This is a genomic window from Barrientosiimonas endolithica, assembly GCF_030296655.1.
GTDB lineage: Bacteria > Actinomycetota > Actinomycetes > Actinomycetales > Dermatophilaceae > Barrientosiimonas > Barrientosiimonas humi.
Genome location: NZ_AP027735.1, coordinates 3,409,562 through 3,433,918, shown reverse-complemented (window position 1 = coordinate 3,433,918; position 24,357 = coordinate 3,409,562). Strand labels below are relative to the sequence as shown.

Annotated in this window: 21 protein-coding genes and 3 pseudogenes; 11 read left to right on the top strand and 13 right to left on the bottom strand. The window is 73.2% G+C overall.

Annotated elements, in window-relative coordinates:
* Window positions 1-9: 9 nt before the first annotated feature.
* The 4 genes and pseudogenes from rsmG to QUE40_RS17255 all read left to right on the top strand — a co-directional run bounded on the left by rsmG (window position 10) and on the right by QUE40_RS17255 (window position 5,160).
* Entirely contained in the window at window positions 10-762 is a 753-nt protein-coding gene (rsmG, locus tag QUE40_RS17270) for a 16S rRNA (guanine(527)-N(7))-methyltransferase RsmG (RefSeq protein ID WP_289231758.1), read from the top strand.
* Between the two features lie 8 nt (window positions 763-770).
* Window positions 771-1,921 (top strand): annotated as a pseudogene (locus QUE40_RS17265) (ParA family protein).
* Between the two features lie 140 nt (window positions 1,922-2,061).
* Window positions 2,062-3,203, top strand: a pseudogene (locus QUE40_RS17260) (ParB/RepB/Spo0J family partition protein).
* A gap of 178 nt (window positions 3,204-3,381) precedes the next feature.
* The gene (locus tag QUE40_RS17255) at window positions 3,382-5,160 is read left to right on the top strand and encodes a hypothetical protein (RefSeq protein WP_289231757.1); all 1,779 of its coding nucleotides are present in this window, start codon (window positions 3,382-3,384) and stop codon (window positions 5,158-5,160) included.
* 70 nt (window positions 5,161-5,230) lie between these two features.
* Here QUE40_RS17255 and QUE40_RS17250 read toward each other — a convergent pair whose 3' ends face one another.
* From QUE40_RS17250 to QUE40_RS17205, 10 genes are all read right to left on the bottom strand, one after another.
* Window positions 5,231-5,755: a GNAT family N-acetyltransferase gene (locus QUE40_RS17250; RefSeq protein WP_289231756.1), complete on the bottom strand. Its 525-nt coding sequence runs from the start codon at window positions 5,753-5,755 to the stop codon at window positions 5,231-5,233.
* Between the two features lie 150 nt (window positions 5,756-5,905).
* The gene (gene trxA, locus QUE40_RS17245) at window positions 5,906-6,232 is read right to left on the bottom strand and encodes a thioredoxin (protein WP_142007141.1); all 327 of its coding nucleotides are present in this window, start codon (window positions 6,230-6,232) and stop codon (window positions 5,906-5,908) included.
* Between the two features lie 61 nt (window positions 6,233-6,293).
* Window positions 6,294-7,286 carry a thioredoxin-disulfide reductase gene (gene trxB / locus QUE40_RS17240; protein ID WP_142007140.1) on the bottom strand — a complete coding sequence of 331 codons (993 nt, stop codon included), beginning with the start codon at window positions 7,284-7,286 and terminating at the stop codon, window positions 6,294-6,296.
* Between the two features lie 120 nt (window positions 7,287-7,406).
* Window positions 7,407-8,129, bottom strand: a complete 723-nt coding sequence (locus tag QUE40_RS17235) for an RsmA family anti-sigma factor (protein ID WP_289231755.1) — start codon at window positions 8,127-8,129, stop codon at window positions 7,407-7,409.
* Window positions 8,130-8,419: 290 nt separating this feature from the next.
* Window positions 8,420-8,986, bottom strand: a complete 567-nt coding sequence (gene sigM / locus QUE40_RS17230; RefSeq protein ID WP_289231754.1) for an RNA polymerase sigma factor SigM — start codon at window positions 8,984-8,986, stop codon at window positions 8,420-8,422.
* A gap of 125 nt (window positions 8,987-9,111) precedes the next feature.
* Window positions 9,112-10,896 (bottom strand): protein kinase family protein, encoded by a 1,785-nt coding sequence (locus QUE40_RS17225; RefSeq protein WP_289231753.1) that lies wholly within the window; start codon window positions 10,894-10,896, stop codon window positions 9,112-9,114.
* A gap of 183 nt (window positions 10,897-11,079) precedes the next feature.
* Window positions 11,080-13,122, bottom strand: a complete 2,043-nt coding sequence (gene murJ, locus QUE40_RS17220; RefSeq protein WP_289231752.1) for a murein biosynthesis integral membrane protein MurJ — start codon at window positions 13,120-13,122, stop codon at window positions 11,080-11,082.
* Entirely contained in the window at window positions 13,115-13,894 is a 780-nt protein-coding gene (locus QUE40_RS17215) for a DUF6049 family protein (protein ID WP_289233120.1), read from the bottom strand. The genes murJ and QUE40_RS17215 overlap by 8 nt, the downstream gene beginning before the upstream one ends.
* Window positions 13,895-13,920: 26 nt before the next feature.
* Window positions 13,921-15,582: a DUF6049 family protein gene (locus QUE40_RS17210; protein ID WP_289231751.1), complete on the bottom strand. Its 1,662-nt coding sequence runs from the start codon at window positions 15,580-15,582 to the stop codon at window positions 13,921-13,923.
* Between the two features lie 7 nt (window positions 15,583-15,589).
* The gene (locus QUE40_RS17205) at window positions 15,590-16,072 is read right to left on the bottom strand and encodes an NUDIX hydrolase (protein WP_142007134.1); all 483 of its coding nucleotides are present in this window, start codon (window positions 16,070-16,072) and stop codon (window positions 15,590-15,592) included.
* A gap of 127 nt (window positions 16,073-16,199) precedes the next feature.
* On the opposite strand from QUE40_RS17205, the gene QUE40_RS17200 reads away from it, so the two are divergent.
* Entirely contained in the window at window positions 16,200-17,678 is a 1,479-nt protein-coding gene (locus QUE40_RS17200; protein WP_289231750.1) for a CCA tRNA nucleotidyltransferase, read from the top strand.
* Window positions 17,679-17,713: 35 nt separating this feature from the next.
* Here the strand turns inward: QUE40_RS17200 and QUE40_RS19510 are convergent, their stop codons facing one another.
* Window positions 17,714-17,917 carry a hypothetical protein gene (locus tag QUE40_RS19510; RefSeq protein WP_350227006.1) on the bottom strand — a complete coding sequence of 68 codons (204 nt, stop codon included), beginning with the start codon at window positions 17,915-17,917 and terminating at the stop codon, window positions 17,714-17,716.
* Window positions 17,914-18,369 (bottom strand): TetR/AcrR family transcriptional regulator, encoded by a 456-nt coding sequence (locus QUE40_RS19505; RefSeq protein ID WP_350227005.1) that lies wholly within the window; start codon window positions 18,367-18,369, stop codon window positions 17,914-17,916. The genes QUE40_RS19510 and QUE40_RS19505 overlap by 4 nt, the downstream gene beginning before the upstream one ends.
* Before the next feature lie 88 nt (window positions 18,370-18,457).
* Here QUE40_RS19505 and QUE40_RS17190 point away from each other — a divergent pair, with 88 nt between their 5' ends.
* From QUE40_RS17190 to QUE40_RS17170, 6 genes and pseudogenes are all read left to right on the top strand, one after another.
* Complete coding sequence (locus tag QUE40_RS17190; RefSeq protein WP_289231749.1) at window positions 18,458-19,873, top strand: flavin monoamine oxidase family protein; 1,416 nt, start codon at window positions 18,458-18,460, stop codon at window positions 19,871-19,873.
* Window positions 19,870-20,754, top strand: a complete 885-nt coding sequence (locus tag QUE40_RS17185; protein WP_289231748.1) for a universal stress protein — start codon at window positions 19,870-19,872, stop codon at window positions 20,752-20,754. The genes QUE40_RS17190 and QUE40_RS17185 overlap by 4 nt, the downstream gene beginning before the upstream one ends.
* Window positions 20,717-22,252 (top strand): APC family permease, encoded by a 1,536-nt coding sequence (locus QUE40_RS17180; RefSeq protein WP_289231747.1) that lies wholly within the window; start codon window positions 20,717-20,719, stop codon window positions 22,250-22,252. The genes QUE40_RS17185 and QUE40_RS17180 overlap by 38 nt, the downstream gene beginning before the upstream one ends.
* Window positions 22,253-22,408: 156 nt before the next feature.
* Window positions 22,409-22,477 (top strand): annotated as a pseudogene (locus QUE40_RS19500) (QacE family quaternary ammonium compound efflux SMR transporter); the annotation flags it as partial.
* Between the two features lie 17 nt (window positions 22,478-22,494).
* On the top strand, window positions 22,495-22,731 hold the full coding sequence (locus tag QUE40_RS17175) for a DMT family transporter (RefSeq protein ID WP_350227004.1): 237 nt from the start codon (window positions 22,495-22,497) through the stop codon (window positions 22,729-22,731).
* Window positions 22,731-23,318, top strand: a complete 588-nt coding sequence (locus QUE40_RS17170) for a TetR/AcrR family transcriptional regulator (RefSeq protein ID WP_289231746.1) — start codon at window positions 22,731-22,733, stop codon at window positions 23,316-23,318. The genes QUE40_RS17175 and QUE40_RS17170 overlap by 1 nt, the downstream gene beginning before the upstream one ends.
* 80 nt (window positions 23,319-23,398) lie before the next feature.
* On the opposite strand, the gene hchA is transcribed toward QUE40_RS17170, so the two are convergent.
* Window positions 23,399-24,271 (bottom strand): glyoxalase III HchA, encoded by an 873-nt coding sequence (gene hchA, locus QUE40_RS17165; RefSeq protein ID WP_289231745.1) that lies wholly within the window; start codon window positions 24,269-24,271, stop codon window positions 23,399-23,401.
* Window positions 24,272-24,357: the final 86 nt, after the last annotated feature.

The window sequence follows — 24,357 nt, the reverse complement described above, 5'->3', positions numbered from 1 at the left end:
GCGTTTCACGTGGAACAGGCTGACGCCTCTCCCTCGGGTCAGCCGCCCGAGGTCGCCGCGCGCATCTTCGGGGACCGGCTCGAGCTGGCGACGGCGTACGTCCGCTTCCTCGAGACGACCGGGGTGCAGCACGGCCTGATTGGGCCGCGGGAAGTGCCGCGGCTGTGGGACCGGCACGTCCTGAACTGCGCGGTCATCACCCCGGCGTTCGGTCCGGACGCCACCGTGGCGGACGTCGGCAGCGGCGCCGGGCTTCCCGGCATGGTGCTGGCCATCGCGCGGCCCGACCTGCGGGTGACCCTGGTCGAGCCGCTCGAGCGCCGCACCCGCTGGCTCACCGAGGTCGTGCACGACCTGGGGCTGGAGGTGACGGTGCTGCAGCGCAAGGCCGAGAACGCCTGGGGCGAGGTCGTCGTCGACGAGGTCACCTCGCGCGCCGTCGCCCAGCTCGGGGAGCTGGCCCGCCTGTCGCTGCCGCTGCTGCGGCCCAACGGGCGGATGGTGGCGTTGAAGGGCGAACGCGCCGCGAGCGAGCTGGAGGCCGACGCCGAGGTGCTCGACCGGCTCCGAGTCGCGCAGCGGCGCGTGGCGACCTACGGTGAGGGCGTGCTCGATCCGCCGAGCACGGTGGTGGAGCTGACGCTCGATGGTGTCGCTCCCCAGCTGCGGCAGCCGGTCGGTGACGGTCCCGCCCGCACCGCCGCCCGCAAGAAGGCCCGTCGCGCCGAGCGGCGCCGGGCCCGTCCAGGTCGAGGAGAGTGAGCAACCCCGTGCAGTCCGTGACGCCGACTCCTGTCGGTTGGCAGGGCGTCGGTCCTGCCCGCCACGCCGCCCTCCCGGGCGACCCCAGTCCGATGGGCTGGCAGGGAGTGACGCCGGACGACTCGCCGATGCTCACCCAGTTCGCAGCGGAGGATGGCGCCGTGGTTTCCCGTGAAACACCTGCTCCGGAGGAGGCCGCGCCGGCTCCCGTCGCAGCGGACAAGGAAGAGGTCGCGACCGCGCCGCTGTCCGGTCCGGAGCACGCGGAGGCCGCGGTCGCCGATCTCATCGACTCCGAGCCCCCGGCGCCGGCCCCCGTCGCTCCGGCGCGCGTCCGCCCCGCCGTCGAGCAGCTGCCCGCGCCCGCCGCGCAGCGGGTGCTGACCGTGGCGAACCAGAAGGGCGGCGTGGGCAAGACCACGACCACGGTCAACATCGCGGCCGCGCTCGCGCAGGCCGGGCTGCGGGTGCTGGTCATCGACACCGACCCGCAGGGCAACGCCAGCACCGCGCTGGGCATCGACCACCACGCCGAGGTCCCGTCGATCTACGACGTGCTCGTGGAGGGCACGTCGCTGGCGGACGTCGTCCAGGAGTGCCCCGACGTGCCCGGCCTGTTCTGCGTGCCGGCCACGATCGACCTCGCCGGGGCGGAGATCGAGCTCGTCTCGATGGTGGCGCGCGAGCAGCGGCTCTCCCGCGCGCTGGCTGCGGCCGCCGCGGACGGCCAGGGCGACTACGACTACGTCTTCATCGACTGCCCCCGAGCCTGGGACTGCTCACGGTCAACGCGTTCGTGGCCGCCCAGGAGGTGCTCATCCCCATCCAGTGCGAGTACTACGCGCTCGAGGGCCTGAGCCAGCTGCTGAAGAACGTCGAGATGATCCAGACCCACCTGAACCCCGGCCTGGCCGTCTCGACGATCCTGATGACGATGTACGACGGGCGCACCCGGCTGTCCGCCCAGGTCGCCGACGAGGTGCGCCACCACTTCCCCGACCTGGTGCTGCGCACGACCGTGCCGCGCAGCGTGCGCATCTCCGAGGCGCCGAGCCACGCGCAGACCGTGATGACGTACGACCCGAGCAGCAGCGGCGCGCTGTCGTACGCCGACGCGGCCCGGGAGCTGGCGCTGCGGGCGCCGCAGCGCGCGGACTGACGGAGTTTTCCCCAGGGCGGAGTGGGTGCGCGGCGCGACCCCACCCGCTCGATAGGCTCGCGGGTGCGCCAGCGGGGCGCGAACCGAGTCATCTGTGACGCGGGACAGAACGGCAGAACCGACGTGGGAACGAGGACGGCGTGAGCGACAAGCGGCGAGGGTTGGGACGTGGGCTGGGTGCACTGATCCCCAGCGCCCCGGCGACCCCGGGGACGCCCCGTCCCAGCGACGTGTTCTTCGCCGAGCAGCGTCCGGCCGCCACCGTAGAGGACCGCGCGGCGGACTCGAACGAGGCTCGTTTCACGGGAAACCAGCAGGCGCCGGGAGGTGACGACGCGGCCCCGCAGACTCCGGACGACGATCGCGCGGCCGACACCGACGTGACCGCCCCGGCCGAGGACACGGCCGCCAGCGAGGCTGCCGTCGATGCAGCGGCGGTGCCGGCAGGCGAGGGCCTGGCGCCCGTGCCGGGGGCGACCTTCGCCGAGATCCCGCTCGCCGCGATCCGCCCGAACCCGCGCCAGCCGCGGACCGTCTTCGCCGAGGAGGAGATGGACGAGCTGGTGGCCAGCATCCGCGAGATCGGGGTGCTGCAGCCGGTGGTCGTGCGCCCGGTCGCTGACGGCGAGGGTGAGGTGCGCTACGAGCTCGTCATGGGTGAACGCCGGTGGCGCGCCAGCAGCCAGGCCGGCCAGCAGACGGTGCCGGCGATCGTGCGCGACACGACCGACGAGGACCTGCTGCGCGACGCCCTGCTGGAGAACCTGCACCGGGCCCAGCTCAACCCCTCGAGGAGGCCGCGGCCTACCAGCAGCTGCTCGAGGACTTCGGGTGCACGCACGACGAGCTGGCCACCCGCATCGGCCGGTCCCGCCCGCAGATCTCCAACATGCTCCGGCTGCTGAAGCTCCCCGCGCTGGTTCAGCGCCGGGTCGCCGCGGGCGTGCTGTCGGCCGGTCACGCCCGGGCCCTGCTGGGTCTCGGCGACGCCGCCGCGATGGAGCGACTGGCCCAGCGGATCGTCGCCGAGGGGCTGTCGGTGCGCTCCGTGGAGGAGATCGTCACGCTCGGCATGGACGACGAGCCCAAGCAGCGCAGCGCGCGCGGACCTGCCCAGCGCGACCCGCAGCTGGAGGACCTCGCGGCGTCGATGTCGGACCAGCTGGACACCCGGGTCAAGCTGCAGCTGGGCAAGCACAAGGGACGGATGACCGTCGAGTTCGCCTCGGTGGACGACCTGCACCGGATCATCGAGCTGCTGGGGCTGAAGGCAGGGCAGTAACCCGCCCGCGGCCACGCCCGGGAATCCGCCGAGCGGCGCGGATTGTTTCAGAGGCGGCCGGATCGGTGAACATTCTCCTCGGCGTGTTGGGGAGACGTCGTCGAAGTCACAGGTTTACCTTCAGCCCCACCAGCCACCGACAGGGAGGTCGGTGGTGCGGCAGTGAGGTGTGGGGGACGTGTCGACGTACGCAGTCGTGGTGTGCGACCGGGGAGGCCGCCGCAGGGTCCAGCGCTGGCTGGCCGAGCACGACGTCCCGCAGCGGGAGGTCCTGGAGACGACCTGGCGGCACCGGACGGTGCTCGTCGTCGCGCGGGACGTGCACCGGCACGTCGCGGGCAGCAGGTTCGGCATCGGCACGGCCGTCGACTACGAACGGGGCGCGCTGGGGTTCGGGCTCGCCGGCTGGCAGCAGATGGGCACCGGCGACCTGGACGGGTTGTCCGGTGAGTTCCTCGAGGTGTCCTGGGCCGGCCCGGAGCTGACCGTCACGCGCGACCTGTTCGGCTCGATCCCCGTGCTGCACACCGGCGGGTCCGGCTGGGTCGCGGTGAGCGACTCGCTGCTCCTGCTGCGCGACCTGCGCACGGCCATGGGCAGCACCACCACGGTCAATCTCGAGGCGGCCACCGCGCGCACCCGCACCCTCGCGATCACCCACCAGTCGATGTCGCCGGAGACGCTGCTGGACCAGATCAGCTCCCTGCCGGCGGGGCGCTCGTTCCACGTGGAACGCCGCGGCCTGGGGCTGCGGATGCGGCTGGGCGGCGACTCGCTGCCCGTGCGGGTCGCGCGGGTGCAGGACGACCGGGCCGAGCTCACCCGGCGGATCGCGGCCTCGACCGTCGCCGTGGTCCGGGCGCTGGCCGACTCGCCGTGCGTCGTGCCGGAGCTGGCGCTGTCCGGTGGCGTCGACTCACGCATGATGCTTGCCGCCGTGCGCCGCGCGGGCGCTCAGGACCAGGTGCTCATCGAGTCGTGGAACCGGTCTGCGGCGAACGAGGCCGACTACGCCTGCGCCCAGCAGCTCAGCAGGTGGGGCGGCTTCGCGCTGAACTCCCGGGCCGGTGTCGACCCGGGCGACCCCATCCGGCTCAGCGAGGCCGCCATCCCCGTCTTCGCCACCAGCCACCTGGGCCTGTACGACCGGGTCCTGCCGATGAGCGGCACCTGGTACAACCCCCGGATGGTCAAGCTCGGCGGACTGGGCGCCGAGCTGCTCAAGGGCAACTACGGCTTCCGCTCGCTGCCGCAGATGGCGCAGTGGCTGTCGACGGGCATGAAGGACGCCTCGGCGCACGCCGCCGCTCGCCACCGGGCCGCGGTCGCTCAGCTGGCCAAGGGCCTGCGCGCGATCGACGTCGACCCCGACGCCCCGGACGCCTCGGAGTGGCACTATGCGGCCTACCGGGCCGGGCAGCACGGTGCGGCGCACTCGCCGATGCACCTGTCGGCCGTGCGCACGCTCATGCAGCTGGACGTGCTGGCGCTCGGCCACCGGCCCGACCGGCCCGGCACGGGGGTCTTCACCCGGGCCAAGGGCGGCATGCTCGACCTGCTGGTGCTGCTCGACCCCGACCTGGCCCAGCAGCCGTACGCCAACGCCGGCATCGACCTGTCCGCCGACGACGTGCAACAGCGGCTGCACCAGCTCGGCGGCCCGCTGACCGACGAGGAGGTCCCCAGCATGCGCATCTTCGGCAAGCAGGCGGCCGCCGGCGGCGGCCCGCACGCGCTGGGCGGGTCGATCGCGCGCGCCTGGGGGCTCGGTGAGGACAGTGGACAGGTCGTCGAGCTCACCCAGCCCTGGGTCGACGCCGTCGCCGACCGCACGCTGCGCGCGATCCACCAGGACCTGGGCAACCTCACCCGGAACGAGCTCAAGCGGGTGAACGCGGTGGGCGACGCCGGCCCCGGCCCGGCCAAGCGACTGTCGGCGGTGCTGCTCGCGAGCTGAGGTCGACCAACAACGATCCTGGATCGCCGAGAACCGTTGTTGGCCAATCGTTTTCGGCGACGAGTCGGCGTCAGAGCTGCTTCTCGAGCACCGCGAACTCCAGGTCCCCGCGTCGCGGTCGCCCGAAGCGCTCGTCGCCGTACGGGAACGGCTTGGTGGCGCCCGTGCGGCGGAAGCCGCGGCGCTCGTAGAACGCGATGAGGTCGGCCCGAGCGGTCAGCACGGTCATCCGCATCGCCGGCAGCCGCCACTCCTCCCGCGCGACCCGCTCGGCCTCGCCCAGCACCTGCTTGCCGAGCCCGGCGCCCTGCAGGTCGGGCCGCACCGCGAACATCCCGAAGTAGCCAGCGCCGTCCTCGATCGCGACGTGCGCGCACGCGACGAGCTCGCCGGAGCGTTCCGCCAGCAGGACCTTGCTGTCCGGGCGCTCGATGTCGGCGCGCAGCACCTGCGGGTCGAGCCGCTCCCCGTCCAGCAGGTCGGCCTCGGTGGTCCAGCCGGCGCGGCTGGCCTCACCCCGGTAGGACGAGGTCACCAGCGTCACCACGGCGGGCACGTCGTCGACGGTGGCGAGGCGGAAGGACGGTGCGGTCACGGCTCCGGAGTGTACGAGCCCCGCCCACGACGAGACCCGCCCACGACGAGACCCGCCCAGGCCCACCGGTGATCCCGGGCCGGCGCGGACGTACGTCGGCCCCGGAGCAGGTCGCTCCGGGGCCGAGGTGAGGGTGCTGCGCGGCGCGGATCAGCCGATGAAGTCGGACAGCTCCTTGACCAGGCGCGGCTTGGGGTAGGCGCCGACGATGCTCTTGACGACCTCGCCACCGACGTAGACGTTCATCGCCGGGATGCCGGTGATGCCGTACTTGCGCGACATGGCGGGGTTCTCGTCGGTGTTGAGCTTGACGATCTCGAGCTTGTCGCCGTGCTCGGCGGCGATCTCCTCGAGGATCGGGGCGACCTGGCGGCACGGGCCGCACCACTCGGCCCAGAAGTCCACGAGGACGGGCTTGTCGCTCTTGAGGACGTCCTGCTCGAAGGTCTGGTCGGTGACGCTCTTGAGAGCGGCCATGGCACGGTCCTTTCGTCTGCGGTGATGGAGATCGGGGGTCTGGCGGGTGGTGCGGGTCAGGCTAGGCGGGGGCACCGACGGTCTCGGCCTGCTCGGCCGGCGGTGTCTCCTCCTCGGGCAGGCCCGCGAGGTAGTGCTCCGCGTCGAGGCTGGCCGAGCAGCCGGAGCCCGCGGCGGTGATGGCCTGCCGATAGGTGTGGTCGACCAGGTCGCCGCAGGCGAAGACGCCCGCGACGTTGGTGCGGGTGGTGCGGCCCTCGGCGAGGACGTAGCCCTCGGCGTCGAGCTCGACCTGGCCGCGCACCAGCTCGTTGCGCGGGAGGTGGCCGATGGCGACGAACAGGCCGGAGACGGCCAGCTCGCGGGTGCTGCCGTCGACGGTGTCGGTGAGCGTGACGCCGGTCAGCTTGGCGTCGCCGTGCAGCGCGGTGACCTGGCTGTTCCAGGCGAAGGTGACCTTGTCGTTGGCGAGGGCGCGCTCGGCCATGATCTTGGAGGCGCGCAGCTCGTCACGGCGGTGGATGACGGTGACCGACCGGGCGAACCGGGTGAGGAACATCGCCTCCTCCAGCGCCGAGTCGCCGCCGCCGACCACCGCGAGGTCCTGCTCGCGGAAGAACGCGCCGTCGCAGGTGGCGCACCAGGACACCCCGTGGCCGGAGAGGCGCTGCTCGTCGGGCAGGCCGAGCTCCTTGTAGGCCGAGCCCATCGCGAGGATGACCGCGCGCGCCCGGTGGCGCTCGCCGGAGCCGGTGACGACCTCCTTGACCGGGCCCTCGAGGCTGACCTCGACGACGTCGTCGCGCACCAGCTCGGCGCCGAAGCGCTTGGCCTGCGCGCGCATCTGGTCCATCAGGTCCGGACCCATGATCCCGTCGGGGAAGCCCGGGAAGTTCTCGACGTCGGTGGTGTTCATCAGCGCACCGCCCGCGGTCACCGATCCCTCGAAGATCAGCGGCTCCAGGTTGGCCCGCGCGGCGTAGACGGCCGCCGTGTAGCCCGCGGGGCCGGAGCCGATGATGATGAGGTTGCGCACCGGACCTGCAGCGGTCACGACGAGTCCTTCCGAGACGAGGTCAACAGCACCGGCGTCTCGCGGACGCGGTGCATGGCGTGCAACGCATCGTAGGCGCTCACGATTCCACCCCTGCGGGCGCGGCGGTCCGGGCGACCGTCAGACGACCGCGGTGGGGCCGGCGATCTTGCCGTTGCCGTCGGTGCAGGTGCGCGAGAGCACCCACGCCTTGCTCTCGCCGCCCTCGGTGACGACGACGATCACGGCGGGCTGGCCTTCGTACTTGCCCAGGTCGGCGGAGATCTTGTCGGGCAGCCCGCCGCCGAGCATCTCGGTGCCCATGCTGCGCATGCAGCTGAGCAGGCCGGCGGGGGTGCCGATCGGGCCGGTCCCCTGCGCGCTGGCCTGGGCCGGGTCCATCGTGCTGGTGGGGGTCTTCAGCGCGGCGGCCTGGGTGGCCAGGCCGCTGGCGCTGTACTCGCGGCCGGAGTTCTGGATGGTGATCCGGTCGAGCACGTCGCTGCCGGAGGGCTGCTGCTGGGCGGCCGAGCTCGAGGGCGGGGCCGCGGCCGGGGCGACGCCCTGGTCGCCGCGCAGCGCCTGGTAGCCGGCGAGCGCGCCGATGCCGATGGCGGCGGCCGCGCCGACCGCGGCCAGCGGGCGCAGCCAGCGCACCGAGCCGCCGTTGCCGGAGGAGGTGCGGGTGTCGACGCGCTCGACGTCGGTGTCGTCGGCGGTGGACCGGGAGACCAGCGGGGTCACGTTGTCGGCGGAGGACGAGCCGCGGGCGGCCTGCTCCTCCCGCAGCGCGGACTCGATGCGCAGCGTGACGTCCTGCGGCATCGGCCCGGGGTCGGGCAACGACGCGAGGAGCTGGCGCACACCCGTGGGGTCCTCGTCGGGCGACGAAGGACCCTGGGGGTCTTGGGTGCGGTCACTGGTCAACCTCCATCGGACACGTCACCGGCGGCGGTGGCCACCGGCGCCCGCGGTGCACACCACGGGCAGGACATCGGTACGACGACGGGGACCCGGGCTCGGGTTCCACGAGAGTTCGAGAAATCTTCGTGGGACCGTGACCTGGGCCGATCATCGGCGAGCTGCGCCGTGCGGAGCACTCGTGCAGCAGCGACGAGGCCGGGGCGCAGGGGGTTCCGCGGCTGTCGGGACACTCATCCGGTCAGCGGGTATCCCTCACCGTGCTTGTCGCGCAGCAGCTCGGCGAGCGCGCTGCGGCCGCGGGCGCACCGCGACTTGATGGTGCCCTCGGCGACGTCGAGCACCTCGGCGGCCTCGGCCACGCTCATCCCGTGCATGTCGACGAGGGTGAGGGCCATCCGCTGCCCCTCGGGGATGCGGGCCAGGGCCTCCTGGACGTCGAGCCGCACGTCGACCGAGCCGTGGTGGTCGTGCCGGTCGGCGAGGTCGTACTCCGGGAGCTCGCTGGTGGGCTTGATCCGGCGGATCCGGTCGAGGCAGGCGTTGACGACGATCCGGTGCAGCCAGGTGGTCACCTGGGAGTCGCCGCGGAAGCTGTCGGCGCGGCGGAAGGCCGAGATGAAGCCGTCCTGGACGGCGTCGGCGGCCAGCTCGGGGTCGCGGCAGGTGCGCAGCGCCACCGCCCACATGCGGTCCTTGTGCCGGCGGAACAGCTCGCCGAACGCGTCCGGGTCACCGGCGCAGTGCTGCGCCAGCAGGTCCCGGTCGGACCGCTCGTCGAGCGGCGCGGTGTCAGCCATGGCGCACGGGCGGACGGGTGCGCAGGTCGGATGAGCTCACGAGGTGTGAGGGTGTGGCGTCGTGTCGACGATGCCGGGCGGGGAGCCTGCGACCCCGGCCGGAGGAGGAGACGCGACCAAAGGAATCACGACAGCACCTCGATCTCGCCGATCTGCGCGCGGAAGCCGCCGGTGTCCTGCGGCCCGAGCTTGGTGACCCACACGATGACGTAACGCCCCTTCTTCGCGTCCGAGGAGCGGACCTCCTGCTGCCCGGTGCCGCTGAGCTGGCCGAGCTGCTGAGCCCCCTCGATCTGCTTCTCGTCGCTGACGTAGACGGTGGCGTCGATGGCGCCCCCGTCGACCAGCACCTTCACGGTACCGACATCGCGGGGCTCACCGAGGTCCAGGACCACACCGGCTGCCTGCTTGCCGGAGCGGGTGAAGGTCTCGCGCAGGTAGCGGTGGGTCATCCAGACCGTCTCGGGGTCGCCGTCGATGGCCTTGTCGACGAGGTCGTTGTGCTCGTCGCCGTCACCCTGCGGGTCGAGGCTGGTGATGTCGGAGACGGTGAGCTTCTGCCCCGACGACGGGGACGCGCTGGAGCTGGTCGAGCCGCCGGTGCCGCTCGCGGTGGACGTGGCGCTGGTGCCCGGCGCGGCGGGGTCGTCGGCGCTGGTGCTGTCGGGGCTGCCGAACAGGCTGCGCAGGCCGAGGAAGCCCAGCAGCATCGCGACGACGACCGTCACCGCGACGATGGCCAGGGCGAGCCGGCTGCTGCTGCGGTCGGGCTCGGCGGTGCCGGAGGTGAGCAGCGGCAGCGGCGGGTCGAGGTCTTCCTCGACATAGGGGTCGTACGCGCTCGCCGGCGCGGCCTGGAAGGTCGAGGTCTCGTCGTTGTCGAACTCGGGACGGCGCCCCACGACGGTCGCGTCGGGGTCGGTGCCGAGGCCGCGCGGGTCGGTCAGGTCGTCGTCGGCACGGGTCGCGCCCGCGGCGGTGGCACCGGCAGCGCCGGCAACCCCGGCACGGGCAGCACCGGCTCCGGCGGCGGCGGCGCCGCCCGCGAGGTGCCGGCCGGTCGTGCCGCTCGTGCGTCCGCCGCGCTGCTCGACGCCGGTGACGCCGCCCTGCTCGGGGGTGCGGCCACCGATGCCGTGCACCTGGTCGGACGACCACGGCGACAGCTGGCGCGCGAGCTCGCCCGGCGTGCGCGGACCCTCGTCGTCGCCGAGCACGGTGCGGGCCAGGGTGTCCAGGTCGCCCGGCACGTTGCTGACCAGCTCGCTGGGGCTGGGCAGCTGGCCGTCGGCGCGGCGCGAGACGGTCTCGAGCCCGGGCACCTCGTCGGGGCCGGGCCAGCGGCCGGTGAGGCCGGCGTACGCCACCGACACGAGCGCGCGCACGTCGTCGCGGGAGGCGGTGTCGCCGTCGTCGCCGTCGTGCCCGGTGAGGGCCGCGCCGACGGCGACACCCGCGACCTGCACGGCGCCGTCGGGGCTGCGCAGCACGTGGTGCGGGTTGAGGATCTGGTGGTGCAGACCCCGCTGGCGCGCGGTCTCGAGGGCGAGCGCGGACTCACCGACCAGGCGGCGCACCTCCTCGGCCGGGAGCGTGTCGAGCCGCAGCAGCGCCGCGACCGACTGGGAGTGGTGGGTGGCCTCGGAGACGACGTACGACACCGGCGGGTCGGTCTCGGTGCCGACGTCGAGCACCTGGCTGAGCCGGCGGTCCTCGACGCCCGCGACGCGGCGGGCGGAGTCGAGCGCCGCGGAGGCGAACGGGTGGTCGGCGGCGAAGCAGGTGACCGTCACCTCGCGGCCGAGGGTGGCGTCGCGGGCGATCCACTGCTCGACGCCGTCCCGCCGGGACAGCGCGCGGTCGATCTCGTAGCGCCCGCCCAGGATCGTGCCGCGGCCGATGCCGTCCAACTCCGAGCTCCTTCGATGGGGTGAGCGGTGTCCGGCGGAGGACACGCCGCGGTCATCCTAGGCGAGCAGCGGGCGAACCTCCGGGACGTCACGCGCAGCGCAGGCTCGCTTCGGCGACGATGGCCGGCCGGAGCCTGCGACGACCGGCCGGAGGAGGAGCTGGAGCCAAGAGGGCCCGGGACGTCAGGCACGGCGCAGGCGGCGGGTGATCGGCCGGAGCAGCTCCTCGACCTCCTTGACCTGCAGGCGCCGGGCGACCAGGACGTAGACCAGCAGGAAGATCGGGCCGGCGACGACCAGCACGACCAGGGCGCCGGAGCGGCCGCTCACGACCTGGGCGAGCAGCGCGAACACGACGAACGCGACGACGCCGGCGACGAGCGCGGCGAGGGTGAGCCGGACGTACGACCGCACGATGTCGGACACCATGATCCGGCCGGTGGTGCGCTGCAGCCAGCGCAGCCCGACGAAGCCCTGCGCGGCGTTGCTGACGGTGAGCGCCAGGCCGATCCCGATGCCGACGTAGCGGTCGGGCACCAGCAGGGCGCCGAGCGTGATGACGACGGCGATGCCGGTGCACAGCAGCTGCATGCGGAACGGGGTGCGGGCGTCCTCGTAGGCGTAGAACGCGCGCTGCACCGTGACGCACAGGCCGTAGATCGACAGGCCCAGCAGCATCGGGACCATGATCGAGCCGATCGGCCAGACGCTGCCCTCGCCGTAGAACGCGGTGATGAGCGGCTCGGCCAGCACGATGCCGCCGACCGTGCACGGGATCGTGGCGACGCCGATCAGCCGCAGGCCCTCGCGCACGTCGCGGCGCACCAGCGCGTGGTTGCGGGCGTTGGCGGCGCGCGACATCTGGGTGAACAGCGCCGTCACCAGCGACACGGTGAGCAGCGAGTGGGGCAGCATGAACAGCAGGAAGGCGTACTCCTGCGAGGCCTTGCCGGGCTCGCCGTTGGGCTGGGTGTTGAGCACGTTGGTCGTGACGACCAGGCCCAGCTGCTGCAGGATCACCGCGGCGAACGCCCACAGCGCGACCTTCGACGCGGCGCGCAGCCCGACGCCGCGCCAGCGGAAGTTGGGGCTGAAGCGGTAGCCGTCGCGGCGCAGCACCGGGATCAGGCACAGCGCCTGCAGCACGATGCCGAGCGTCGCCGAGCCGGCGAGCACCCAGATCATCGAGGAGTCCCACTGGTCGATCGACGCCTGCCGCGGCATGCGCGCGAGGAAGTAGACCAGCCCGGCGATGGCCACGACGTTGGCGAGGGCCGGCGCCCACATGAACGCGCCGAAGCGGCCGCGGGCGTTGAGCACCTGGCCGAGGAGGGCGTACATGCCGTAGAAGAAGATCTGGGGCAGGCAGATCAGCGCGAACGACCAGCCGAGCGCGAGGCGCGACCCGCTGGCGTTGAAGTCGTAAAGCTTGTAGAGCAGCGGTGCCGCGGCCACGCACAGCACGGTCAGCACGCCGAGGATCGTGAACGCCAGCGTCAGCAGCCGGTCGGTGTAGCCCTTGCCGCCGTCCTCGTGCTGGAGCGACTTGGTGATCTGCGGGACCAGCACCGCGTTGATCACGCCGCCGGCGAGCAGCAGGTAGACGATGTTGGGCAGCGTGTTGGCGGTCGACCACACGTTGGCCGGGACCGTGGTGGTGCCGATCGCGGCGGCCTGCAGCGTGCCGCGCAGGAAGCCCAGCAGCCGCGACACGAGGGTTCCGGCGGCCATGAGCGCGCCGGCTCGGGCGAGGCCGGCACGCCCGCTCGGGGCCGGGCGCTGGTCGGCCTGGTCGGCGCGCGCGGTGCCGGCGGTCTCGGGCGCACCGGGCGCAGCAGGTACGTCCGCGCCGGCCGCCGGGGTCGTCTCCACCGGGTGCGTGGCATAGCTGGCGGTGCGCCGGCCGACGCGGTCGGTCGGGTGGCTGCCGGCCTCGTCGGCCCGGTCGGGGGCGTCGGTGCCGGCCACCTCGTCGCGGGTGGCGAAGGAGTCGGCGTTGTCGACGTACCACTGCCGGCCGAGCCGGCCGGGCAGGGAGGTGTCGAACTGGGTGCCGACCTCGGTGGCGTCGTCGACCTCGAGCGCGACGGCCTTGGTCGCGGTGTCCTCGGCGATCCACTCGCTGAACTGCTCGCCGAGCGACCCGGCGAGGTCGTGCTGGGAGGTCGTGCGGGCGGGCGGCGCGGGCTGGGTGTACAGCTGACCCAGGCTCGGGCGTTCAGTCATCGTCGCTCTCTGATGAGGCCCCGGCGTCGACCGGTGCGTCCAGCTCGTTGTGGGGCCGCGGGCCGCGGCGCAGGCTGCGGTAGAGCCCGACCACGAGGATCGGGCCGGCGACCGCACCCATGACCCAGTAAAGCCAAGTGCCGGTGGGGCGGACGTTGAACTCCAGCTGGCTCGGCGCGTCGGCCGGCGCGCCGAGCGGGGTGCCGGCCGGGGTCGTCAGCACCGCGTCGATGCGCACCCGCCCCGCCGCGACCGCGCGGAACGGCACCCGCACCGTCAGCCGGCTCTGCGCGCCGAGCGACAGCGGCTCGGGCTGCTCCTCGACGGCGACGACGTAGCGCCGGGGGTTGAGCAGCAGCCGCACGTCGCGCACCGGGCGGTTGAGGTCGTTGACGACGAGCACGCCCACCTGGCCGGCGTCGGTGAAGAAGTTGACCGAGCTGGGCCGCACGGCGACCTGTCTCGGCACCTGCTCGATCGCCTCGTGCAGCCCCTGCGCGGTGGTGGTGTGCGGCCCGCGCTGCCCGCGCCAGCGGGCCGAGGCCAGCTCGTCGAACGCCGCGCTCCACCCGGTGATGACGTCGTCGGAGTCGACCAGCACGGTGCCGACGGCGTCGAGCGTGCGGCGGTCGCCCTCGGTGACCTGCAGCGTCTCGCCGGAGATCGGGCTGGGGGCCTGCGGGGACGGGGGCGCGGCGGGGCTGTCGTCGATCTGGGAGCGGGGCCGGTCGCCCTCGGCGGTGCGCAGCTCGTCGGCGCCGACCGAGCGCAGCCACGGGGCGTCGGCGGTCGCGGTGATCAGCGAGGCCAGCTCGGCGCCGCTGGCCTGGTCGGCGCGGGGGCGAGCACCAGCGCGCTGCGGTCGCGGCTGGGCGCCTCGAGGTAGCTGCCGAGCGAGTCGGCGAGGAAGCGGCGGGTGCGCGTGCCGGCGTCGCCGCTGCTCGTGGTCGCGGCCGAGAGCGACTCGTCGTAGGCGAGCACCGGCGTGCCGTCGGGCAGCTCGCGGGCCACGGTGGAGGTCTCGGGACGCTGGGTGCCCTGCAGCTGACGGGTGCTCAGCAGGGTCACCGGCGGGGTGTCGCGCGAGGAGCGCCACGCGCTGCTGATGGCGGTGGCCTCGCGGCGGCGCAGGTCGGCGGCGGGCCAGCTGACCGAGACGTCGCTCATCGAGTCGGTGGCGGTGCTCGGGGCGCGGCCGAGGTGCTGCTCCAGCGCGGCCGACCCGCCCGCGCGCTGCAGGGCGACCGTGTCGGGATCGCCGTACGGCAGCAGCCAGACCGGCTGCTGGCTCGAGCGGGCGACCAGCCGGCTGCGCAGCGAGCTGACCAGCCCGTCGACCGAGGAGGTGTCGGTGGGCGGTTCGGGGGTGGTGGTCGTCGGGCTCGGCGCGGGCGTGGTGGTGGACGGGGTGGGCGTGGGGGCGGCGCCGGTGCCGCCGGCCCCGCCGGTCGCGGCCTGGGTCGGCTCGTCGGTGCCCGCCGGTCCGGTCGTGGTCGGGCCGGTGGCACCGGGCTGCGCGCCCGTGCCGGTCTCGGTGGGCTCGCCCGAGGGATCGGTGCTGGGGGCCGGCGTGGTCGGCGAGCTCGGCGTGGGCGTGGGCGACGGGGTGCTCGGCGGGGGCGTGCTGGGGGTGCTGTCGGGCGAACCCTCCTCGGCGGCACCGGCGGGCGGCAGCTGCGGGTCGGGGTCGATCGGCGGCTCGAGGATCGTCGGGTCGACCAGCCACGTGACCGGCAGCCCGCGCAGCGCCGAGACGCGCTCGTCGATCGCCGAGCCGGGGCCGATGGCCCGGCGCCACGCGCCCAGCCGGTCCTCGCCGGAGCTGCTGAACAGCGCGGGGTCGGCCGGGAGGGTCAGGGGCACGACCCAGCCGATCTCCAAGGGGTTGGTGAACTGGGCGTCCGCGGCGGCGTACGGCAGGGCGGTGCGCTCCTCGGCGCGGGTGGCGCCGCGAGCGGTGGAGCTCCCGTCGGTGACCGTGAACCGCAGCGGGATGCTGGTGACCTGGCTCGACACGTCGGGCAGGTCGTCGGGGGCGACGGTGACGTTGAACTGGCGCGACCGGCCGGCGGCCAGCGGCTCGTCCAGGGTCACCGTGGCCACCTGGGTCGTGCTGAGCGTGCGGTTGCCGTCGAGCCACTCGGCGACCCGGGTGCGGGTCGCGAGCGAGGAGGAGGACAGCGCGACGCGCACGACCGGTGTCTCGAGGGTCTCCGAGCCGTTGTTGGTGACCTGGCCCACGACGTTGATCGGCGAGCCCGGCCGCAGCACCGACGGCGCGACCGAGGTCAGCGTGAGGTCGACGGTGGAGTCGCGGTCGGCGACGGGCACCGGGTCGGCGGGGACGGCCGCGAAGCCGGCGGGCGTCGGGACGACGCCGAGCAGCAGGAGGAGCGCGCACAGGGCGGCCAGGACGAAGTGGCGGGCGCCGCGCGACGCCCCCGCAGACGTGGGTGACACCGTCGGCTCAGGCGGTTCCGGCCAGGCAGTCCCAGGCCGTGCGGGCGATGCGCCGCTCGTTGGGGAAGGTCAGGTGGCGGTGCACCTGGGTCAGCGGGAACCAGCGCGCCTCGATCGCCTCGTGGTCGGGGTCGCCCTCGACGCCGATCTCGCCCCCGATCGCCTCCAGCAGGTAGTGGTGGACCATCTTGTGGATGCGGTGGTGCGGGGTGGAGAACCAGTAGTCGATGGTGCCGAGGGTGACCAGCGCCCGGCCGAGGATGCCGGTCTCCTCGGCGACCTCGCGCACCGCGGTCTCGACGAGCGTCTCGCCCGGCTCGACGTGCCCTTTGGGCAGGCACCACTCCAGGCGCCCCGCGCGGTTGTAGCGGGCGATCAGCGCGAGATAGGCGACGCCGTCGCGCACGTCGATCACCACGCCCCCTGCCGATGTCTCCTCGACCGCCGTCAGCCGCCGCGCCGTGCGGCGCCGGGGCAGCTGAAGGGTCATTCCGTCACTGTAACCAGCGACCCTGGCAGAACAAGTCGGGTCGGCCACACTTCTGGGGAAGCCGTGCGGTGGCTCCGCCGGACGAGGGCGTACGTCGGTGGTCGGGCGGTCGCCTACCCTGTCCGTCGTGTCTGTGCCGCCGGTCGTCGAGCTGTTGCAGCAGGCGACCCGCCAGCTCGCCCCTCACCTTCCCGTGCTCACCGAGCTCGGCCAGCGGTTCGGCGCGGCCGGCCACGAGATCGCCCTGGTCGGTGGGCCGGTGCGCGACGCGCTGCTCGGGCGGGACAGCTCCGACCTGGACCTGACGACCGACGCGCGGCCCGAGCAGATCGAGCCGATCCTGGCCGACTGGGCGGACACCACCTGGGACGTCGGCCGCGACTTCGGCACGATCGGCGCTCGCCGCCGCGACGTGGTCGTGGAGGTCACGACCTACCGGGCCGACGCCTACGCCGCCGACTCGCGCAAGCCGGTCGTCGCGTTCGGCGACAACCTCGACGAGGACCTGGTGCGGCGCGACTTCACCATCAACGCGATGGCGATGCGGCTGCCCGACCTGACGTTCGTCGACCCGCACGGCGGCCTCGCCGACCTGGCCGCCCGCCGCCTGATGACGCCGTCGGCGCCGGAGATCTCCTTCTCCGACGACCCGTTGCGGATGCTGCGGGCGGCGCGGTTCGCGGCGCAGCTGGGCTTCGAGGTCGCGGAGCCGGTGCGCGCGGCGATGACCGCGATGGCCGAGCGCATCGAGATCGTCTCGGCCGAGCGGGTGCGCGACGAGCTGGTGAAGCTGCTGCTGGCCCCGCAGCCGCGGGACGGCCTCACCCTGCTGGTCGACACCGGCCTCGCCGAGCAGGTGCTGCCCGAGCTGCCGGCGCTGCGGCTCGAGGTCGACGAGCACCACCGGCACAAGGACGTCTATCAGCACTCGCTCACCGTGCTGGAGCAGGCGATGGCGCTCGAGGGGCCGCGCACGGTGCCCGACCTGGGTGAGGTGGAGCCGGTCGACGGACCCGACCTGGTGCTGCGACTCGCGGCGCTGCTGCACGACATCGGCAAGCCGGCGACCCGCAGGTTCGAGAAGAACGGCGGCGTCTCCTTCCACCACCACGAGATGGTCGGCGCGAAGCTCACCCGCGCCCGGCTGCGCGCGCTGCGGTTCGACAAGGAGACGATCAAGGCCGTCTCCCGCCTGGTCGAGCTGCACCTGCGCTTCCACGGCTACGGCGGCGGTGAGTGGACCGACTCCGCCGTGCGCCGCTACGTCACCGACGCCGGGCCGCTGCTGTCCCGCCTGCACCTGCTCACCCGGTCCGACTCGACCACGCGCAACCGCAAGAAGGCCGAGCGGCTGGCGCGGACGTACGACGACCTCGAGCGGCGCATCGCCGAGCTGGTCGCCGCGGAGGAGCTGGGCAAGGTGCGGCCGGAGCTGGACGGCAACCAGATCGGTGAGGTGCTCGGGATCCCGCCGGGGCCGGTGCTGGGCCGCGCCTACAAGCACCTGCTGCAGGTGCGCCTCGACGAGGGTCCGATCGGCGAGGCGGCCGCCCGCGAGCGGTTGCTGGAGTGGTGGGCGCAGCAGCCGGAGTCCTCGGCGGGCTGAGCCGCGGCCCGTACGTCCGTGGCGGCCGAGCGAGCTCAGGCCGGGACCAGCGCGAGGAGCGCGCCGAGGCCCAGCTCGAAGGCCTCCTCGGCCGGGTCGTCGGTGGCGGCGCGCTGGGCGGCGACGGCGGCGGTGAACTGCGGGTGCGACCGGTCGGCCGACCCGGCCTCGAAGATGTCGGCCGGGGCGCCGACGTCGAGCGCGGACCCGTAGATGAACGACTCGAACGCCACGATCACGGGCACGACCTGCTCCGGGGCACCCCGCCGGCGGCCAGCGCGGCGGCGACGGCCTCGTAGCGGTCGAGCGTGCGCGGGGCGTCGGTCACCGGCAGCACCGAGATGTGCTGGATGACCTGCGGGTGCGCGGCGAAGACGTCGCGATAGCTGCGCGCCCAGTCGGCGACCGCCGCGCGCAGCGGTTGATCGTCGAAGGCCGACACGTCGACCTGCTCCATCAGCGCGTCCTGCACCAGCCGCAGCAGGTCGTGCTTGCCGCGCACGTGGTTGTACAGCGCGGACGGCGCCACCCCGAGGTCGGCGGCCAGCGCCTTCATCGTCATCGCGGCATAGCCGGCGGCGTCGATCTGCCGCAGCGCGGCCTGTCCGATGGCCGCCCGGGTCAGCACCGCCGAGGTCGGTCGGCCCTGTCGTCGCCGCGTGCTGCTGCGCTGCACGGTGATCCCCCTCACGTCCCACGATATGAACGAGGTTCATTTTAGGCGGCCGGGGCGCTACCGTAAATGAATCGGATTCATTTATTCGCAGGAGGACCGTCCGATGCGCCAGCTGGACCGAGACGTCGTCATCGTGGGAGCGGGCCCGACCGGCCTGACCGCGGCGCACGAGCTGACCAAGGCAGGCCGCAGCGTGGCCGTGCTCGAGGCGCGCGACCGGGTGGGCGGGCGCACCTGGACCGGCGAGGTCGACGGCGCGACGCTGGAGATCGGCGGCCAGTGGATCAGCCCCGACCAGACCGCGCTGTACGCCCTCCTCGACGAGCTCGGCATCGACACCTACGCCCGCCACCGCGAGGGCAGCTCGGTCTTCGTCGACCACGACGGCAACCGCCGGGTCTACGACGGCGAGGACTTCCCGGTCGGCGAGGAGACCGTGCGCCAGATCCACCGCCTGGTCGAGGTGATGGACCGCTACGCCGCCGAGATCGACCCCGACCTGCCGTGGGCCCACCCGGAGGCCAAGCAGCTCGACACGATCTCCTTCCACCACTGGCTGCGCGAGCAGGTCGACGACCCGGTGGCGGTCGACTGCGTCGGCCTGTTCATCGCCGGCGGCATGCTCACGAAGCCTGCGACCTCCTTCTCGGCGCTGCAGGCGCTGCTGATGGCCGCCTCGGCCGGGTCGTTCTCGCACCTGGTCGACGAGGACTTCATCCTCGACCGGCGCGTCGTCGGCACCATGCAGGGCGTCTCGCAGGCGCTCGCCGCCCGCCTCGGCGACGACGTCGTCTTCCTCGACAACCCCGTGCTCCGGCTGGAGTGGACCGCCGAGGGCGTGGTCGCGCACGGAGCCGACGTGGTCGTACGCGCTCGCCGGGCGATCCTCGCCGTGCCGCCGAACCTCTACGGCCGGGTGAGCTACGAGCCGGCGCTGCCGCGCACCCAGCTGGTCGCGCACCAGCACCAGTCGATGGGCCTGGTGATCAAGGTGCACGCGGTCTACGACCGGCCGTTCTGGCGCGAGGCGGGCCTGTCGGGCACGGCGTTCTCGCCGACCTCGACGGTGCAGGAGGTCTACGACAACACCTTCCACGAGGACTCCCGCGGCACGCTCGTGGGCTTCGTGTCCGACGAGAAGGCCGACGCGGTCTGGGCGCTGGACGAGGACACCCGGCGCAAGGTCATCCTCGACGACCTGGCGCTGTTCCTCGGCGACGAGGCGCGCGAGCCGCAGGTGTTCTACCTGTCGGACTTCGGGTCCGAGGAGTGGACGCGCGGCGCGTATGCCACGAGCTTCGACCTCGGTGGCCTGCACCGCTTCGGGCCCAGCCAGCACGACCCGGTCGGCCCGATCTTCTTCGCCTCCTCCGACCTCGCCGGCGCGGGCTATCAGCACGTCGACGGCGCGGTGCGGATGGGCAGGCGCACGGCCGCCCGGATCGTCGCCGAGCTCGACGGGTCACCCCACGACCCGACGTACGACGGCGTCGCCTCCCGCTTCGGGGTCACCGCATGAGATACCTCGTCGGCTACACCGCCGACCGCGGTGGGCGCCGGGCGCTGCGGCTCGCGGGCGCGCTCGCGAGCGACCCGCCCGCGGAGGTGGTGATCGCCCAGGTCGAGCCGGCGCAGAACCCGTTCACCGCGGTCTATCCCGGCGCCGACACCCGCGGCTACGGCGAGATCCTCGACGCCACGCTGCACCGCTGGGGTCACGAGGCGCTCACCGAGCTGCCCGACAGCGTCTCCGGCCGGCTCATCACGCGCGCGGCCGACACCGAGGCGGAGGGCATCCTCGCGGCGGCCGCCGAGACCGGCGCCGACCTGATCGTCGTGGCGCCGCGCGACAGCGCGCTGCCCGGCACCCTCGGCCAGGTCGCCCGCGGGGTGCTCGACGCGAGCCCCGTGCCAGTGCTGCTGGCCGTCGATCAGGTGACCGAACCCGTTGCCCCGCAACGGGTATCGGCGTTCATCGGCACTCGTCCGGGTGGCGCCGAGGTGGCCCGCGCGGCCGCCCTGCTGGCCCGGCGGCGCGAGATCCCGTTGCGCATCGTGTCGATGCTCGAGGTCGACCGGCGCATCGGCGCGCCCGCGCAGCAGATCGACCAGGCTCGCGAGCAGATCGAGCAGATCACCCGCGAGCACACCGACGCCGCGGTCGAGATCGCGCACGGCCGCAGCAGCAACGAGGCCTTCGCCCGCGTCTCGTGGCGGCCCAGCGACCTCGCCGTGGTCGGCGCCCGTCGCTTCGACCAGCGCACCCGGCTGCGGCTCGGCACGGTCGCCCACCGCATCGTGCGGCAGTCGCCCGTGCCGGTGCTCGTCGTCCCACCCCTGACCCGGCGAAGGGTGAGAAGCCATGAGCCACAACGCTGTTCACGAACGTACGGACCCTGAGCACCCGAGCGAGCACCCGGCCGACAAGGGTCTCGCGAAGGGCGCGGTCGGGGTGCTCGGCCTGGTCGTCATCGGCATCTCGACGATCGCGCCGGCCTACACCCTCACCGCCGCGCTCGGCCCGACCGTGGCCGAGGTCGGCACCCACCTGCCCGCGATCTTCCTCGCCGGGTTCGTGCCGATGCTGCTCGTGGCGCTGGGCTACCGCGAGCTGAACAACCGGATGCCCGACGCGGGCACGACGTTCACCTGGGCCACCCGCGCGTTCGGCCCGTGGGTCGGCTGGATGGGCGGCTGGGGTCTCATCGCCGCCACCGTCATCGTGCTGTCCAACCTGGCCGCCGTCGCGGTCGACTTCCTCTACCTGATGCTCGCGCAGGTCACCGGCAACGACGCCATCGCCGACCTGACCACCAACCTGTGGGTCAACATCCCGACGACGCTGGCGTTCCTCGCGCTCGCGGTGTGGGTGTCCTACCGCGGCGTGCAGACGACCATGACGGTGCAGTACGTCCTCGTCGCCTTCCAGGTGATCGTGCTCCTGGTCTTCGCCGTCGCCGGGTTCGTGCACCTCGCGCGCGGCAGCGCCTTCGACCCGACCCCGCCGCAGCTGGAGTGGTTCAACCCGTTCGGCGTCGGCGACCTCACGACCTTCACCGCCGGGGTGTCGCTGTCGATCTTCATCTTCTGGGGCTGGGACGTCACGCTCACGATGAACGAGGAGACCAAGGACCCCGCCCGCACCCCCGGCCGCGGCTCGACGCTGACGGTGCTGGTCGTCATGGCGCTCTACCTGCTCGTGGCCCTGTCGACCATCGCGTTCGCGGGCGTCGGCACCACCGGCCTCGGCGCCGGCAACCCGGAGAACCAGGAGTCGATCTTCGCCGTGCTGGCCGGGCCGGTGCTCGGGCCGCTGGCGTTCGTCATGTCGCTGGCGATCCTCACCTCGTCGGCGTCGTCGCTGCAGTCGACGATGGTCGGGCCGGCGCGCACGCTGCTGTCGATGGGGTTCTACCGCGCGCTGCCGGAGTCGTTCGGCCGGGTCAGCCCGCGCTTCAAGTCCCCCTCGGTCGCGACGTTCGTCTCCGGCGCGGCCGCCGGCGTGTTCTACGTCGTGACCCGGCTGCTCTCGGAGAACGCGCTCTGGGACACCATCACCGCGCTCGGCATGATGGTCTGCTTCTACTACGGCATCACCGCCGTCGCGTGCGTGTGGTTCTTCCGCCGCGAGGCCCTGGAGTCGGTGCGCTCGTTCGTGCTGAAGCTGCTGTGCCCGCTCGTCGGCGGCGTGGTCCTGCTCGCGATGTTCCTCAAGACCGCGGTCGACTCGATGGACCCCTCCTACGGCTCGGGCTCCTCGATCGGCGGCGTCGGCATGGTGTTCGTGCTGGGCGTCTCGATCATCGGCATCGGCCTGCTGCTCATGGCCTACCAGGCGTGGCGGCGGCCGGAGTTCTTCCGCCGTGGCATCCCCGCGCCGGCCGCCGAGGGCCGCTGAGACCGCGTTTCAGCGCTCTGACCGGGTTGCAGCGGAGTCGTAGCGCTAGAACCGCGTTTCAGCCGGCGGCCCCGGCCGTCCGCCTCGCCAGTCCGCCAGGTTGCCGCCCGCCTCAAAAGTGGTACGCTCGTACCAGAAACTAGAGGAGGGTACGTCATGGCATGGGTCATCCTGCTGGTGTCCGGAATGCTCGAGAGCGCGTGGGCGATCAGCCTGAAGGCGTCGGAGGGCTTCTCGAAGCTGTGGCCGAGCCTGACCTTCGTGGTGACCGCGGCGCTGAGCCTCGGGGGCTCGCCTACGCGCTGCGGTCGCTGCCGGTCGGCAGTGCGTACGCCGTGTGGACCGGCACGGGCGCCGCGCTCACCGCGATCATCGGCATGATCTGGCTGGGGGAGGGCACGCCGGTGATCAAGATCGTCTCGGTCGTGCTCATCGTGGCCGGCATCGTCGGCCTCAACCTCGCCGGCGGCGCCCACTGATGGCGACCGCGAAGGGCGAGCGTCGACGGGCCGCGGTCGTGGCGGCCGCAGCCCGGCTGGTGCTGTCCGACGGGCCGGCGGCGCTCACCCACCGCCGCGTCGCCGAGGCGGCGCAGGTGCCGCTCGCGGCCACGACCTACTACTTCTCCGGCCGCGACGAGCTGCTCGCCGCGGCCGGGGAGCGCATCGTCGACTCGTGGGTGGTCGCGGCCGAGCGGGTGGCGAAGCGGGCGGCGGCCGAGGCGACGGGCGCCGGGGAGCCGGCGAGGGCGTACGGCGGGCTGGTGGACGACCTCGTCACCGCGCTGCTCCCGCCCAAGGTGGGCGAGATCCGCGGTCACTACGAGCACCTCGTGGGTGCCGGGCGCGACCGAGCGCTCGCGCGGGCCTACCGCGCCGGACGCGCACAGCTCGACGCCGCGACCGCGAAGATCCTTGCGGCACATGGTGTTTCGGCCCCGCCCGACCTGGTGCTCGCCGTGCTGGACGGGGCCGTCATCATCGCGCTGAGCGAGGGACGCCAGGTGCGGGCGTACGCGCGGGACACGCTGCTGCGCGCCCTGACCGCCCTCGACCCTGCCCGGTGAGTGGTCACTCGTGGTGGGTGGACGGGAGTCCGGACCGACCACGAGTGACCACTCGACGAGCGGCGGGGAGCGGTGTCTGCTCAGGCCGACTTCCCGTCCTTGACGTACGCCGTCAGCACGTCCGCGGACAGCTTGCCGAGGGCGTTGGCCGCGAGCGGGCTGTCGCCGGTGAGCAGGTTGCGGTCCTGGTGCACCGCGCCGGTCATCTCCTCGTTCGCGAGCTTCAGGCCCTTGGCGACCAGCGCCTCGCCCAGCAGCCACGGCATCGGACCGGGGATGTAGCCGATGTCGACGTTGGCGCCGGTGTCGAGCGCGTCGGGGAACGCGCAGGTGGTGTAGCCGGCGAACAGCGACGTGCCGTCGGCGTCGTTCGCCGCGAGCAGCGCGGCGGGACCGTGGCACAGGGTGATGACGAAGCGGTCCTCGTCGAGCGCCCAGCCGAGCACCCGCCCCACGTCGGGGTTGTCGGCCAGGTCGATCATCGCGCCGTGCCCGCCGGGGACGAAGACGGCGAGGTAGTCGGAGTCGGGGCCGAGCTCGTCGGCGACCTCGGACAGGTTCTTCGGCTCGAGCACCTGCGGCAGCAGCTTGTCGTACGCCTGCTGCACGGCCTCGTCCTTCGCCGGCATCGCCCACAGCTCGAACTTCGCGAGGTTGCCCGAGGGGGTCGCGACGTCGATCTCGAACCCGGCCGCGTCCAGGTGCACCAGCGGCAGCAGCGTCTCGACCGGGTGGTTGCCGGTGGAGAACAGCGTGCCGTTCTTCATCTGCAGGTATCGCTCGTCGGTCTGGATCACGAGGATCCGCTTGCCGCTGCCCGCCACTGCGCCGTCGTGCTCGGTGCCGTCGAAGTCGGTCTGCGGCGGGACGTACTCGCCGAGGGAGAACTCGCTCGGGAAGAACGCGTTGTGCTCGGCCCGGTCAGGCACCGGCTGCTGGGAATCGGAAGACATGCGGACGCTCCTCGCATCGGGGGTGGGCGTACGCCCGTGTCAACCCCGCGCCCGAGGCGGGCATTCCGCGGGGCTCGCCGGCCCGG

Bases quoted from the DNA above. Each gene is read 5' to 3' on its own strand.
- QUE40_RS17190 (WP_289231749.1), top strand. From the start codon at position 18,458: ATGCGCCAGCTGGACCGAGACGTCGTCATCGTGGGAGCGGGCCCGACC.
- QUE40_RS17185 (WP_289231748.1), top strand. From the start codon at position 19,870: ATGAGATACCTCGTCGGCTACACCGCCGACCGCGGTGGGCGCCGGGCG.
- murJ (WP_289231752.1), bottom strand. From the start codon at position 13,122: ATGACTGAACGCCCGAGCCTGGGTCAGCTGTACACCCAGCCCGCGCCG.
- QUE40_RS17170 (WP_289231746.1), top strand. From the start codon at position 22,731: ATGGCGACCGCGAAGGGCGAGCGTCGACGGGCCGCGGTCGTGGCGGCC.
- QUE40_RS17180 (WP_289231747.1), top strand. From the start codon at position 20,717: ATGAGCCACAACGCTGTTCACGAACGTACGGACCCTGAGCACCCGAGC.
- hchA (WP_289231745.1), bottom strand. From the start codon at position 24,271: ATGTCTTCCGATTCCCAGCAGCCGGTGCCTGACCGGGCCGAGCACAAC.
- trxA (WP_142007141.1), bottom strand. From the start codon at position 6,232: ATGGCCGCTCTCAAGAGCGTCACCGACCAGACCTTCGAGCAGGACGTC.
- QUE40_RS17205 (WP_142007134.1), bottom strand. From the start codon at position 16,072: ATGACCCTTCAGCTGCCCCGGCGCCGCACGGCGCGGCGGCTGACGGCG.
- sigM (WP_289231754.1), bottom strand. From the start codon at position 8,986: ATGGCTGACACCGCGCCGCTCGACGAGCGGTCCGACCGGGACCTGCTG.